This is a genomic window from Streptomyces sp. NPDC012827 (assembly GCF_042900905.1).
GTDB lineage: Bacteria > Actinomycetota > Actinomycetes > Streptomycetales > Streptomycetaceae > Streptomyces > Streptomyces gulbargensis.
This window is the reverse complement of sequence record NZ_JBIBBY010000007.1, coordinates 335,122-348,218: the sequence shown is the minus strand read 5'-3', so window position 1 is coordinate 348,218 and position 13,097 is coordinate 335,122. Positions and strand designations below refer to the sequence as shown.

Below are 13,097 nucleotides of genomic sequence, written 5' to 3'. Positions count from 1 at the left end.
CTCAGCTCTGGTTGAAGAAGCCGTCCTGCGAGCGGCGGCCGGACTCCCCGCTCACGATCCGGGTGTCGGCCGGGGTCAGCAGGAAGACCCGCGTCGCCACGCGCTCGATCGAGCCGCGCAGGCCGAAGGCGAGTCCGGCGGCGAAGTCGACCACGCGCTTGGCGTCGTCCGGCTCCATCGAGGTCAGGTTCACGATCACCGGGACGCCGTCCCGGAACAGCTCGCCGATGCCCCGGGCGTCCCGGAAGCCGTCGGGGGAGACGGTGGCGATCCGGCGGCCCCGCTCCTCCGCGGTGTCCGTGGCGACCCGCACCCGCGGGTCCGTCACCCAGGCGTCGCCGCTCTCGGCACCGTCGGCGTACTCGTCGTCGTAGTAACGCTCGTCGTTGTCCTCGACGAGTCCCAGCCAGGCACTTGCCTTGCGCACCGATCCCATCGACGCCTCCTTTCAACGCGGTCACTTGTGGTTCCGCATGTCCCTATCGTCGTCCATGATGCGGATCGCGCGCCAAGGGGATGGGCGCCGCGCAGAGGATTCGTGACGGTACTGGTGCAGAACGTGAGCGCCCGAACCTGGCGAATCGTCAGGAAACATGCGGTATAGGGCTACTGGCGAGGGGCCATGTAGCTGAAAATATGAAAGTCGTGCCGGAAGGGTGACCACGGGCGCGTCCGGGTGAACGGGAGCGCTCGCTACGATGCCGCGAGACCGCCCGACGGCACTTTCGCGCCAGGTCCGCACCACCGCTCACACGCGTCGCTCCCGCGCGACGCGTACCACTCACCGACCGCGCGCGCCGCGTTCGGGCACCGACTCACGGGGGAGTCCATGTTCGGAATCGTCAGACCCTGCACGCATCGGCTGACCGACGGCCTCAAGACCGAGTGGATGGCCCATCTCTGCGGTCTCTGCCTGGCCCTCCGCGCCGACCACGGCCAGTTCGCGCGGGTCGTCACCAACTACGACGGCCTGATCGTCTCGGTCCTGACGGAAGCTCAGGCCGGTGTGACGGCGGGGGGCCGGCGCACCGCCGGGCCCTGCCCGCTCCGCGCGATGCGGACCGCCCCCGTCGCCAGGGGCGAGGGCGCGCGCCTGGCCGCCGCCGTCTCGCTGGTCCTCGCCTCGGCGAAGGTGCGGGACCACGTCGCCGACCGGGACGGCCTGCTGGCGCGCCGGCCGGTCGCGGCGGCCGCCCGCCGGGTCGCCCGCTCCTGGGACCGCGCCGGGGCCAGGACCGGCCGCGCCCTCGGCTTCGACACCACCGTCCTCGTCGACGCCGTGGACCGGCAGACCGGGATCGAGGCGCTCGCCGGCCCCGGCACCTCCCTGCTCGCCGTCACCGAGCCGACCGAGACGGCCACCGCCGCCGCCTTCGCGCACACCGCCGTCCTCGCCGGCCGGCCGGGCAACGCGGCGCCCCTCGCCGAGGCCGGCCGTCTCTTCGGCCGCCTCGCCCACCTCCTCGACGCCGTCGAGGACCAGGTCGCCGACGCGGAGTCCGGGGCCTGGAACCCGCTCACCGCCACCGGAACCTCCCGAGCGGAGGCCCGCAGGCTCGCCGACGACGCCCTGCACGGCATACGCCTCGCGCTCGGGGACGCCGAGTTCGCCGACGGCAGGCTCGTCCACGTGCTCCTCGCCCACGAGCTCCGCACCTCCGTGGACCGCGCCTTCGGCACCACCTCCTGCTCCCACCGGGCGGCCGGATCCGGCCACGGGCCGGTGCCGGAGAACCCGTACGGCGCCCAGGGGCCCGGTCCGTACGGCCCGCAGGGAGGCGGGAACCCGTACGGGGGCGGCACTCCGCACGGCGGCCACCCCTACGGCCCGGGCGCGGGCGGACCCTACGGCGGAGGGCCGGGCGGGCTGCCGCCGCAGTTCGGCGGCGGGGCGCCGCAGGCCCCGAAGCCGCGCGGCTTCCTCGCCGGCTGCGCCATGTTCACCTGGCTCTTCTGCACCTGCCAGATCTGCTGCGCCAAGGAGTACGAGGGCCCCTGGTCCCGCAAGAAGCGCGAGGGCTGCTGCCGGGACTGCGACTGCGACCCGGGCTGCGGCGACTGCTGCTGCTGTCCCTGCGACGGCTGCTGACGGGCCGCCGGCCGCCGGCCGGGTCCGGCCGTCGCGACCGGTGACCCCGGCCGGGCGGTGTGGAAGGGTGGAGCACCATGAGCACCGACCCACGACAGAGCCGGCAGGACTGGCAGCACTGGCACGAGCGGCGCGAGGCCACGGTGGCCGCTCCGTACGGCCCCCTCTCCCTCACGGGCACGTACTGGCTCGCCGACCACCCCGAGGGGCGCCTTCCGGCCGTGCCCGGCGTGTGGCGTGTGGAGGACGGCGAGGTGGTCCTGACGGCGGACGCGCAGGACGCGGTCACCGTCGACGGCAAGCCCCTCGTCGGCACCGTACGGCTCACCGCCGACCACGGCCCGGTCCACGCCTCCCGGGTCGGGTCGGCCGGCCGGCGGCTCGTCGTGATGCGCCGCGAAGGGCTCTGGGCCGTCCGCGACTTCGACCCGGAGTCGGCGGCGCGCCGCGCCTTCCGGGGCATCGAGGCCACCCCGTACGACGAGCGCTGGGTGGTGCCCGGCGTCTTCCGGCCGTACGGGGAGGAGCGCAGCGTGCGGGTGGAGAACGCCGACGGCAGGGAGCGCGGGCTCGGGCTCTCCGGGGAGCTGGCCTTCGCGCTGGACGGGGTGGAGCACACCCTTCAGGTGGCGGTGGAGGACGACGGTTCGCTGTGGGCCGTCTTCTCGGACGCCACCGGCGGGCGGGACAGCTACCGCTTCCGCTTCCTGCGTCCGGCCGCACCGGCCGCCGACGGTTCGGTGACGGTGGACTTCAACCGGGCGCTGCTGCCCCCGTGCGCCTTCGCGGACCACTTCATCTGCCCCTTCCCGCCGCCGGGGAACACGCTCGGCGTTCCCGTCGCCGCGGGGGAGCGGCGGCTTGCCCCCGCCTGAGCCCCGCGCCCCGGCCCTCACCTGCGGCGATCCGGTCCGGCGGGGCCCGGTGCGCGGCCGGCCGGGCGCCCCGGCCGCGAGGGCCGGCGGACACCGGTGACGACGGCGGTCTTGTGCGGCGGGCCGGGGCACGCCACTATCGCTGGCGGTGCATGTCAGGGACACGTCACCTGATGGCGCCTCACGGGCCCGCCACCCACGGACCCCTCCGCTTTTCCCAGAAGGAGAAATGTGAGGAGCACAGTGAGGAACACCCGCACCCGTCTGCTCGCCCTCGCCGCCGGGCTCGCGGCGGTCACCGCCCTCGGCCTCCCCGCCGCCCAGGCCGCGCCCGGGCCCGCCGGGGCCGAGCGGCTCGCCCGTGCCGGTGCCGCCGTGGACGCCGCCGCCGCCCGGATCGGCGGCACCGCCTGGTACGTGGACAGGGCGGCGGGCCGGGTCGTCGTCACCGCCGACTCCACCGTCACCGACCAGGAGCTCGCCACCCTGCGCGGCGCGGCCGGCGCCGACGCCGGGGCGCTCACCGTCGCCCGTACCCCCGGCGTCTTCACGCCGCTCCTCGGCCCCGGCGACGCCATCTACGGCAGCGGCTACCGCTGCTCCCTCGGCTTCAACGTCCGCGGCGGCGGCACGGACTACTTCCTCACCGCCGGCCACTGCGGCAACGAGGTCAGGACCTGGTACGCCAACTCCGCGCAGTCGACGCTGATCGGCGCCACCGTCGGCTCCAGCTTCCCGGGCAACGACTACGCCCTGGTCCGCTACGACAACACCTCGCTGAGCCGGACCGGCGGCTTCACCGCGGCCGACGCCTACGTCGGCGAGCCGGTCAAGCGCTCCGGCTCCACGACCGGCACCCGCAGCGGCACGGTCACCGGACTCGACGCCACCGTGCACTACTCCGGCGGCGGCACCGTCCGCGGCATGATCCAGACCAACGTCTGCGCCGAGCCCGGTGACTCCGGCGGCGCGCTCTACGACGGCACCAAGGCGCTCGGCCTGACCTCCGGCGGCAGCGGCAACTGCTCCACCGGCGGCACCACCTTCTACCAGCCGGTGTCCGAGGCCCTCGCCAAGTACCGGGTCAGCCTGCTCTGAGACCCCCGCGGCCCCGTGACACCCGGTCGCGGAGCCGCCGGCGCACCACGGTCCCGCGACCACCCGGTCCCGGGGCCGCGAACTCCACCCCCACCCGATCCCCCACCCAGGAGGAACGCGCAGTGAGTTCCCAGCGCACCACCCGCACCCGCACGATCCGTCTGCTCGCCGTCACCGCCGGGCTCGCCGCCGCCGCGACCCTGGCCGTCCCGAGCGCCAGCGCCGGGACGGAGCAGACCTTCGGCGCCGCCCAGCTCGCGACGGCGGCCGACGCCGTCCTCGCGGCCGACGTGGCCGGCACCGCCTGGCACGTCGACCCCGCCGCGGGGAAGGTGGTCGTCACCGCCGACTCCACCGTCTCCCCGGCCGAGATAGCCAAGATCAAGCAGCGTGCCGGGACCAACGCCGGCGCGATCAAGGTGGAACGCACCCCCGGCAAGTTCACCAAGCTCATCTCCGGCGGCGACGCGATCTACGCCGACGGCGGCTGGCGCTGCTCCCTCGGCTTCAACGTCCGGGACAGCGCGGGCACCTCGTACTTCCTGACCGCCGGCCACTGCACCGACGGCGCCGGGACCTGGTACGCGAACTCCGCCAAGACCACCGTCCTCGGCTCGACGGCCGGGTCGAGCTTCCCCAACAACGACTACGGCCTCGTGCGCTACACCAACAGCTCCATCAGCAAGCCGGGCCAGGTCGGCAGCGTGGACATCACCAGCGCCGCCAACGCGACCGTCGGCATGTCGGTCACCCGCCGCGGCTCCACCACCGGCACCCACAGCGGCTCGGTGACCGGCCTCAACGCCACCGTGAACTACGGCGGCGGCGACATCGTCTACGGCATGATCCGCACCAACGTCTGCGCCGAGCCCGGTGACTCCGGCGGCCCGCTCTACTCCGGCAGCCGCGCCATCGGCCTCACCTCCGGTGGCAGCGGCAACTGCTCCACGGGCGGCACGACCTTCTTCCAGCCCGTGACGGAGGCGCTGAGCGCGTACGGCGTGAGCGTGTACTGAACCGCGCACCGGCCGGTGTCCTGACACCGGCCACGGCGATGCCCCCGGCGGACGCGCCGGGGGCATCACCCGTTCCAGGGGCCGGGGGTCACGGGGTCCGGCGGGGCTCGCCCACCTCCGAGGCGATCGGCTCCGCCTCCGGGTGGCGCTTCAGGGAGGAGAGGACCAGGGTCACCGCCGAGCCGACCACCGCCCAGGCGGCGAGGACGAGCATCGGCGCCGTCAGGGAATTGCCCTTGAAGTACGCGATCGAGCGTGCCGCCCAGGTGCCCGCGCCCGGCGGCAGGGCCGGGCCGATCGCCTTCCAGAAGGGCGGCAGCATCGGCGAGGGAAAGGCACCGCCCGCGCTCGGGTTGCCCGCGACGACCACCAGCAGGATCGCCAGGCCGATGCCGACGATCCCGAAGATGGACTGGAGGGCGAGGGTGGCCGCGCCGACGGCGAAGACCACCAGGGTGCCCAGGCCCCACAGGGCGGCGACGCCACCGGGCAGGGCGCCCAGGATCGGGCCGACGATGACCGCGCCGCCCAGGCCGCCGAGGGCCGAGTAGAGGGCGAGGACGCCGAGCCGGATGACCGCCCGCTCGCGGTTGGCCGGGCGGGAGCCGGCGCTGATGGCCAGGATCGCGGCGCAGATGTAGCCGCCTACGCACCAGCCGACCGCCAGGTAGAAGGCGGAGAGCCCGTCGAAGTCCTGCGGCGAGGCGGGCGCCACGTCGACCGTCCGCACGGTCCGCCCCTGCGTCCTCTCCACCTCGGTGAGGATCTTCTGCAGGCCGGAGGAGAGCACGGTGCCGCCCCCGGAGGCGACGAGCAGGGTGTCGGTACGGCCGCGCGGGTCGACGACGAGGGCGCCGTCGAGCTCCCGCTCGACGATCTTCTCGCGCGCCTCGGCCTCGCCGGCCACGGCCCGTGGGTCGAGCGGCCCGCCGGGGAGCTTCCCCAGCCGTTCGACCAGCTGCGCGGAGGCCGCCGGGGGCGCGACCACCCCGAAGGGGACGTCCTTCGGCTTCGGATGGTGCAGGGCCCCGACGTACGAGGCGATGAACAGGAGCTGGAGGGCGAGGACGCCCACGACGAGCAGGGCGGCCCGTGGGGTGACGGCACTTTTCAGTTCATCGACGAGACTCATGCCCCCACGCTCCGGGGCGGGGGGTGTTCCCGCAGGTGGGATAGGGCCGAACGAGTGACACGAGCGCTTATCGTACGGACGTTCGAAATGAGCTAGGGTGAGTGAGGGGGTGGGAACGTTTGTACGAATACCGGTGCGGGACCGCGGGAGGTGAGCGATGCCGGGCTTCACACACCTGCACACCGTCTCGGGCTTCTCCGTCCGCTACGGCGCCTCGCACCCCGAGCGGCTCGCCGCCCGGGCGGCCGAGCGCGGCATGGACGCGCTCGCCCTGACCGACCGCGACACCCTCGCCGGGGCCGTCCGCTTCGCCAAGGCGTGCGAGGAGGCGGGCGTACGTCCCCTGTTCGGTGTGGACCTGGCCCACGAACCGCCGGAGCTCCCGGGCACCGGCGGCCCGTCCGGGGCGCACCCGGCCGTGCCCGGAGTCACCGGCCCGCGCGGGCCCGCCGAGGCCGGCGCGGCCGGCCAGGGCTCCACCCGGCGCGTACCCGTCCGGGGCGGCGCCTTCCTCGACGAGTCCGCGCCCCGGGCCGTCTTCCTCGCCCGCTCCCGGGCCGGCTGGGCCTCCCTCTGCGCGATGATCACCGCCGCCCACGCGAACGGGGGCGAGCCCCTGCTGCCCCGCTCCGCCTTCGGCGACGACGTGTTCGTCCTGCTCGGCCCCGCCTCCGACGTCGGCCGCGCCCTCGCCGCCGGCCGCCCCGACCGGGCCGCCCGGCTGCTCGTCCCCTGGCGCGAGCGGTACGGCGACGCGCTGTGCCTGGAGGCCGTCCACCACGGCCGCACGGGCACGGGCCCCGGCTCCCTGCGGCTCGCCGCCCGTACCGTCGGCTTCGCCGCCGACCAGGGCGTCCGCCCCGTCATCGGCAACGCCGTCCGCTACGCCGACCGTGGCCAGGGCCCGGTCGCCGACGTCCTCGACTCCGCCCGCCGGCTCGTCCCCGTCGACCCCCGCAAGGAGCTCGACAGCGGAGAGGCCTGGCTCAAGGGCGCCGAGGGCCCCGACGGCATGCGGGCCGCCGCCGAGCGGATCGTGGAGGCCGCCGGCTTCCGCAGGGACGCCGCCCACCGGCTGCTCGACCGGACCGAGGAGGTCGCCGCCGCCTGCCTGGTCGACCCCGAGGACGACCTCGGCATCGGCTCCGCGCACTTCCCGGAGCCGTACCTCGTCGGCGCCGGGCACCGGACCGCCCAGCGGGTGCTCGCCTCCCGGGCCGCCGCCGGCATGGTCCTCAAGGGGTACGAGAAGCGGCGGGGCTACTGGGACCGGATGCACCGCGAGCTGGACGTCATCGCCCACCACGGCTTCGCGACCTACTTCCTGACGGTCGCCCAGGTCGTCGACGACGTCCGCCGGATGGGCATCCGGGTCGCCGCCCGGGGCTCCGGCGCCGGCTCCCTCGTCAACCACCTCCTCGGCATCGCCCACGCCGACCCGGTCGAGCACGGCCTGCTGATGGAACGCTTCCTCTCCAAGCGCCGCACCGCCCTGCCCGACATCGACGTCGACGTGGAGTCCGCCCGCCGCCTGGAGGTCTACCGGGCGATCATCGACCGCTTCGGCACCGAGCGGGTCGCCACCGTCGCCATGCCCGAGACCTACCGGGTCCGCCACGCGATCCGTGACGTCGGCGCCGCCCTCTCCCTCGACCCGGCCGAGACCGACCGGCTCGCCAAGGCCTTCCCGCACATCCGCGCCCGGGACGCGCTCGCGGCCCTCGACGAGCTGCCCGAGCTGCGCGCGCTCGCCGGGGAACGGGAGAAGTACGGCCGGCTCTGGGAACTGGTCGAGGCGCTCGACGCGCTGCCGCGCGGGGTCGCCATGCACCCCTGCGGGGTCCTGCTCTCCGACGCCTCGCTGCTCGGCCGTACCCCCGTCGTCCCCACCAGCGGCGAGGGATTCCCCATGTCCCAGTTCGACAAGGACGACGTGGAGGAACTCGGCCTGCTCAAGCTCGACGTCCTCGGCGTGCGCATGCAGTCGGCGATGGCCCACGCCGTCGCCGAGGTCGGCCGCGCCACCGGCCGGCGGCCCGACATCGACGCGCTGCCGGAGGACGACCCCGAAACCTACCGGCTGATCCGCTCCACCGAGACCCTCGGCTGCTTCCAGATCGAGTCCCCCGGCCAGCGCGACCTGGTCGGGCGGCTCCAGCCCGCCGGCTTCCACGACCTGGTCGTGGACATCTCCCTCTTCCGGCCGGGCCCGGTCGCCGCCGACATGGTCCGCCCCTTCATCGAGGCCCGGCACGGCCGCGCCCCCGTCCGCTATCCCCACCCCGACCTGGAGGAACCGCTGAAGGAGACGTACGGCGTGGTCGTCTTCCACGAGCAGATCATCGAGATCGTCCGCATCATGACCGGCTGCGGCCGGGACGAGGCCGACCAGATACGGCGCGGGCTCTCGCACCCCGAGGCGCAGGGGCGGATCAGGACCTGGTTCGAGCGGGCCGCGCGGGAGCGGGGGTACGACGCCGAGACGGTCACCCGCACCTGGGAGATCGTGGAGGCCTTCGGCTCCTACGGCTTCTGCAAGGCGCACGCGGTCGCCTTCGCCGTCCCGACCTACCAGTCCGCCTGGCTCAAGGCGCACCACCCGGCCGCCTTCTACGCCGGGCTGCTCACCCATGACCCCGGCATGTACCCCAAGCGGCTCCTGCTCGCGGACGCGCGGCGGCGCGGGGTGCCGGTGCTGCCCCTGAACGTGAACCGGTCCGCGGTCGCCCATCGCATCGAACTGGTGTCCGAGGATCCGGCGGTGTGGGGGCTGCGCCTCGGCCTCACCGACGTGCACGGCATCAGCGAGGCCGAGGGTGCCCGCATCGAGGCCGGACGGCCCTACGCCTCCCTGCTCGACTTCTGGGAGCGGGCCCGGCCCCGCAAACCCGTGGCCGAACGCCTCGCCCAGGTCGGCGCGCTCGACGACTTCGGCGCCAACCGCCGCGACCTCCTCCTCCACCTCACCGAACTCCACCGGGGCGGGTCGGGGGCCGCCGCCCACGGCGGCCAGCTCCCGCTCGCCCGGGGCAGGAGGACCGCTCCCGTCGGCCTGCCCGACCTCGACGACAGCGAACGCCTCAGCGCCGAACTCGGCATCCTCGGCATGGACGCCTCCCGCCACCTCATGGGCGACCACGACGCCTTCCTCCGCGAACTCGGCGTCGTCTCCGCCCGGCGGCTGCGCTCCGCCGCCCACGGACAGACCGTGCTCGTCGCCGGGGCCAAGGCCGCCACCCAGACCCCGCCGATCCGCTCCGGCCGCCGGGTCATCTTCACCACCCTCGACGACGGCACCGGCCTGGTCGACCTCGCCTTCTTCGACGACTCCCACGAGCGCTGCGCCCACACCGTCTTCCACTCCTGGCTCCTCCTGGTCCGGGGCGTGGTGCAGCGGCGCGGCCCGCGCAGCCTCAGCGTCGTCGGCTCCGCCGCCTGGAACCTGGCCGAACTGGCCGAACTCCGGGCGTCCGGCGGCCTGGACGCGGTGGGGGAGCGGCTCGCGGAGCCCGTCGCCGCCCCCACCCGGGAGAGCGACGGCGGGCGCCGCATCACGATGCCCACCGGTTACGAGATGAACCCCTGGGCCGACCTCAGGCCGGCCGGCGACGGGGTGCCGAGCGGAAGGAAACTGTGGCACAGCAGTCCGGGGAGCGCGGGATGATCTCTGCGTACGGTTCGGGGCGGGGCGCGGTGCCGGGTACGGGTCCGGGCCCGGCCCGGGGCGCGGCTCCGGGTCCGGCGAGGGCGAGGAGGTCGGGGTGCTGCTGCCCCCGCTGGTCGATCTGGTCCGGGAGTTCACCCCGGTCGTGGAGGCGGTCCCGCCGGGCGAGGTGCTCGCCGACGTGCGCGGCGCCCTGCGCCACTTCGGCCGGACCCCCCTCGAACTGGCCGCGCTCATCCGGGTCAGGGCCCTCGCCCTGTACGGGGTGGACTGCGTCATCGGTGCCGGACCGAACCCGATGCTGGCGCGCGCGGCGGCCCGCGAGGCGCGGCCCGGTGTCACCCGGGTCGTCGACGACCCGGCCGCCTTCCTGCGCGACCGCCCCGTCGCCGGTCTCGACGGAGTCGGCCGCGCCACCGCCCGCACCCTCTGCGCCTACGGACTCGACTCCGTCGGCCGGGTCGCCGACGCCCCGCTCGCCGTGCTCCAGCGGCTCGTCGGCGCCAAGGCCGGACGCGACCTGTGGGAACGCGCCCGGGGCATCGACCGCACCCCCGTCGTCCCCGGCGCGCTGTCCCGCTCGGCCGCCGCCGAACGCTCCTTCCCGCACGACGAACTCGACCGGACCGAGCACCGCAGGGCCCTGCTCTCGCTCGCCACCGAACTCGGCTCCCGGCTGCGGACCGAGGGTCAGGTGTGCCGTGCGCTCGCGGTCACCGTGCGGTACGCCGACCGCACCACCACGACCCGGAGCCGTACCCTGCCCGAGCCCACCGCCCACACCGCCGCGCTCACCGCGCTCGCGTACAAGATCCACGACTCCTTCGGGCTTCAGCGGGCCCGGGTGCGGGGAATCGCGCTGCGCGCCGAGGACCTGGGACCCGCCGGGGGCGCCGCCCGTCAGCTGTCCCTCGACCCGGCCGACGAGAAGGCCCGGCGGATCGAGGCGGTGGCCGACCGGGCGCGGGCGAAGTTCGGCCCCCGGGCGGTCCTGCCCGGAGCGCTCGCGGCCTGAAAGAGCCGCTGGTGAGCGGCTGGTGACGCCCCGTCATATTGTTACCGGCGCGTGTCTTCCCAGCCGCTCCTACCCGTGCGTAACTTGGCTGGAGAGCATCCCCCACTTGTGGTCCGGACCGCAGGGCACAGCACCCCCCTTCCCCTTGAGCCGCAAGGAGATCGCCCGATGCTGCCCTGGAAACGCGTCCTCAGAGCGCTGACCGTCCTGCTCCTGACCGCCGCCGCCGTCCTCGCCCCCACCACCGCGGCCCAGGCCGGTGCCGCGTCCAGCCGTGGCTGGAACGACTGGTCCTGCAAGCCCTCCGCCGCCCATCCCCGGCCCGTGGTCCTCGTCCACGGCACCTTCGGGAACTCCGTCGACAACTGGCTCGGACTCGCGCCCTACCTGGTCGACCGGGGGTACTGCGTCTTCTCCCTCGACTACGGACAGCTGCCCCACGTGCCCTTCTTCCACGGGCTCGGCCCCATCGAGAAGTCGGCCGGCCAGCTCGACGCCTACGTCGACCGGGTCCTCGCCGCCACCGGCGCCCCCGAGGCCGACCTCGTGGGCCACTCCCAGGGCGGCATGATGCCCCGCTGGTACCTCAAGTTCCTCGGCGGCGCCGACAAGGTGAACGCGCTCGTCGGCATCGCCCCCGACAACCACGGCACCACCCTCCTCGGCTTCACCGCGCTCCTGCCGCACTTCCCCGGCGCCGAGGACCTGATCGGCGAGGCCACCCCCGCCCTGGCCGACCAGATCGCCGGCTCGCCGTTCCTTACCCGGCTCAACGAGGGCGGCGACACCGTCCCCGGCGTCCGCTACCACGTCATCGCGACCCGCTACGACCAGGTCGTCACGCCGTACCGCTCCCAGTTCCTCTCCGGGCCCGAGGTCACCAACGTCCTCATCCAGGACAAGTGCGCGCTCGACCTGTCCGAGCACGTGGCCATCGGGACGGTGGACCGGGTCACCTTCCACGAGGTGGCCAACGCCCTCGACCCGGCCCACGCGACCCCGACCACCTGCCTGTCCGTGATCGGATAGCCGGGCCGGGACCCCGGCCCGGCAGGGCTCAGCGGCGCGCGCCCGACCGGCGCCGGACGGTGCCGAACAGCACCGCGGCCCCCAGGGCTAGGGCGGCGGCGCCTCCCACCGCGAGGTACGGGGCGGAGGCGTCGCCCCCCGTCTCCGCCAGCTCCGCGCCGTGCGCCGGCACGGGCGCCGACGCCGCGTGCGGTACGGCCTCCCGGGAGGCCGGCGCCGTCGCCGGAGCGGCCGGGGAGGTCTCCTGCGCCCGGTCCGTGGCCGGGGCGGCCGCCGGGGCGCCGGGCGCCGCCGCCGTGGCGCCCGCGCCCGTCGCCGCGTCCCCGTCCCCGTGCCCGCCGTGCTCGACCGACGACTCGTCCCGGCCCTCCGCGATCTGCTCCTCGCTCGGCGCGGAGGCCGTCGGTGCGGGGTCCGCCGGCGCCGGGGCCGTACCGCCGCTGCCGCCGTCCCGTCCGAAGACGACGTCGGAGCAGGTGTAGAACGCCTCGGGGGAGTCCGACCGCTGCCAGACCGAGTAGACGAGGTGCCGCCCCGACCTCTTCGGCAGCGTCCCCTCGAAGACGTACTCGCCGTTCTCCATCCGGGGGTCGGTCACCGTCACGAACGGCTCCGCCTCCAGGTCCGACCAGGCCAGCGGCTTCGACGGGTCGTAGCCGTCCTTCGTCACGTACAGCGCGAACGAACCCCGGTGCGGGGCCGTCCCCTTGTAACGGAAGGTGTGCGTGCCGGGGGTGAGGCGGCTCGCCGGCCAGTCCGCGCGCGCCAGGTCGAGGCCCCGGTACTTGTCGTTGCCCGCGCTGCACAGCTCGCCGTCCGGGATCAGCCGCCGGTGCTGCCCGGCCGCGTTCGCGATGTTCACCGCGTTCCAGTCGTAGAAGGCCTGCGCGCCGCTCGCCGCCACGGCCGCCCGGCACGCCGCCGAGTCCGGGGACTCGGGCCCCTCCGCGTAGCAGGCCGAGACCCGGCTCACCGGGTCCGTCATCGACCCGTGCGCGGCGGCCGGTACGGCGGTGAGCCCCGCCAGGGCGAGGGCGGCGGTGACGGTGACGGCGGACGCGGCGGTACGGCGAGGGGACATACGGGGACAGCTCCTTCGGCGGGAGGGGTGGGGGACACCGGAAAGCTAGCCGCCACCGGCCGCCGAAAAGCCGGTCGAGGCAGGGCGCGGGCGATTCT

The 13,097-nt window shown here is 74.9% G+C and carries 10 protein-coding genes; 7 read left to right on the top strand and 3 right to left on the bottom strand.

The window, feature by feature from the left end; genetic code table 11:
• Window position 1: 1 nt before the first annotated feature.
• The gene (locus ACFY60_RS18405; RefSeq protein WP_309051474.1) at window positions 2-436 is read right to left on the bottom strand and encodes a cell division protein SepF; all 435 of its coding nucleotides are present in this window, start codon (window positions 434-436) and stop codon (window positions 2-4) included.
• A 393-nt stretch (window positions 437-829) separates the two neighbouring features.
• On the opposite strand from ACFY60_RS18405, the gene ACFY60_RS18400 reads away from it, so the two are divergent.
• The 4 genes from ACFY60_RS18400 (at window position 830) to ACFY60_RS18385 (ending at window position 5,078) form a co-directional block, all read left to right on the top strand.
• A complete protein-coding gene (locus ACFY60_RS18400) occupies window positions 830-2,089 on the top strand; it encodes a DUF5685 family protein (RefSeq protein ID WP_388617265.1) in 1,260 nt (419 codons plus the stop codon).
• Window positions 2,090-2,166: 77 nt separating this feature from the next.
• A complete protein-coding gene (locus tag ACFY60_RS18395; protein WP_388617262.1) occupies window positions 2,167-2,964 on the top strand; it encodes a DUF1684 domain-containing protein in 798 nt (265 codons plus the stop codon).
• Between the two features lie 231 nt (window positions 2,965-3,195).
• Complete coding sequence (locus tag ACFY60_RS18390) at window positions 3,196-4,062, top strand: S1 family peptidase (RefSeq protein WP_388617259.1); 867 nt, start codon at window positions 3,196-3,198, stop codon at window positions 4,060-4,062.
• A 122-nt stretch (window positions 4,063-4,184) separates the two neighbouring features.
• Window positions 4,185-5,078, top strand: coding sequence for a S1 family peptidase (locus ACFY60_RS18385; protein ID WP_388617257.1), 894 nt, complete (start codon window positions 4,185-4,187; stop codon window positions 5,076-5,078).
• An 88-nt stretch (window positions 5,079-5,166) separates the two neighbouring features.
• Here the strand turns inward: ACFY60_RS18385 and ACFY60_RS18380 are convergent, their stop codons facing one another.
• The gene (locus tag ACFY60_RS18380; RefSeq protein ID WP_388617254.1) at window positions 5,167-6,210 is read right to left on the bottom strand and encodes a DUF3533 domain-containing protein; all 1,044 of its coding nucleotides are present in this window, start codon (window positions 6,208-6,210) and stop codon (window positions 5,167-5,169) included.
• Between the two features lie 157 nt (window positions 6,211-6,367).
• Between ACFY60_RS18380 and ACFY60_RS18375 the strand changes: the two genes are divergently transcribed.
• The 3 genes from ACFY60_RS18375 to ACFY60_RS18365 all read left to right on the top strand — a co-directional run bounded on the left by ACFY60_RS18375 (window position 6,368) and on the right by ACFY60_RS18365 (window position 11,918).
• Window positions 6,368-9,874 carry a DNA polymerase III subunit alpha gene (locus ACFY60_RS18375; RefSeq protein WP_388617251.1) on the top strand — a complete coding sequence of 1,169 codons (3,507 nt, stop codon included), beginning with the start codon at window positions 6,368-6,370 and terminating at the stop codon, window positions 9,872-9,874.
• Between the two features lie 97 nt (window positions 9,875-9,971).
• Window positions 9,972-10,889, top strand: a complete 918-nt coding sequence (locus tag ACFY60_RS18370) for a hypothetical protein (protein ID WP_388617244.1) — start codon at window positions 9,972-9,974, stop codon at window positions 10,887-10,889.
• Between the two features lie 168 nt (window positions 10,890-11,057).
• Window positions 11,058-11,918 carry an esterase/lipase family protein gene (locus ACFY60_RS18365; RefSeq protein ID WP_388617242.1) on the top strand — a complete coding sequence of 287 codons (861 nt, stop codon included), beginning with the start codon at window positions 11,058-11,060 and terminating at the stop codon, window positions 11,916-11,918.
• Window positions 11,919-11,946: 28 nt separating this feature from the next.
• Here ACFY60_RS18365 and ACFY60_RS18360 read toward each other — a convergent pair whose 3' ends face one another.
• On the bottom strand, window positions 11,947-12,999 hold the full coding sequence (locus ACFY60_RS18360; protein WP_388617240.1) for a lytic polysaccharide monooxygenase: 1,053 nt from the start codon (window positions 12,997-12,999) through the stop codon (window positions 11,947-11,949).
• Window positions 13,000-13,097: the final 98 nt, after the last annotated feature.

Coding starts and splice junctions, on each gene's coding strand:
- ACFY60_RS18405 (WP_309051474.1), bottom strand. CDS start 436: ATGGGATCGGTGCGCAAGGCAAGTGCCTGGCTGGGACTCGTCGAGGAC.
- ACFY60_RS18400 (WP_388617265.1), top strand. CDS start 830: ATGTTCGGAATCGTCAGACCCTGCACGCATCGGCTGACCGACGGCCTC.
- ACFY60_RS18395 (WP_388617262.1), top strand. CDS start 2,167: ATGAGCACCGACCCACGACAGAGCCGGCAGGACTGGCAGCACTGGCAC.
- ACFY60_RS18380 (WP_388617254.1), bottom strand. CDS start 6,210: ATGAGTCTCGTCGATGAACTGAAAAGTGCCGTCACCCCACGGGCCGCC.
- ACFY60_RS18375 (WP_388617251.1), top strand. CDS start 6,368: ATGCCGGGCTTCACACACCTGCACACCGTCTCGGGCTTCTCCGTCCGC.
- ACFY60_RS18365 (WP_388617242.1), top strand. CDS start 11,058: ATGCTGCCCTGGAAACGCGTCCTCAGAGCGCTGACCGTCCTGCTCCTG.
- ACFY60_RS18360 (WP_388617240.1), bottom strand. CDS start 12,999: ATGTCCCCTCGCCGTACCGCCGCGTCCGCCGTCACCGTCACCGCCGCC.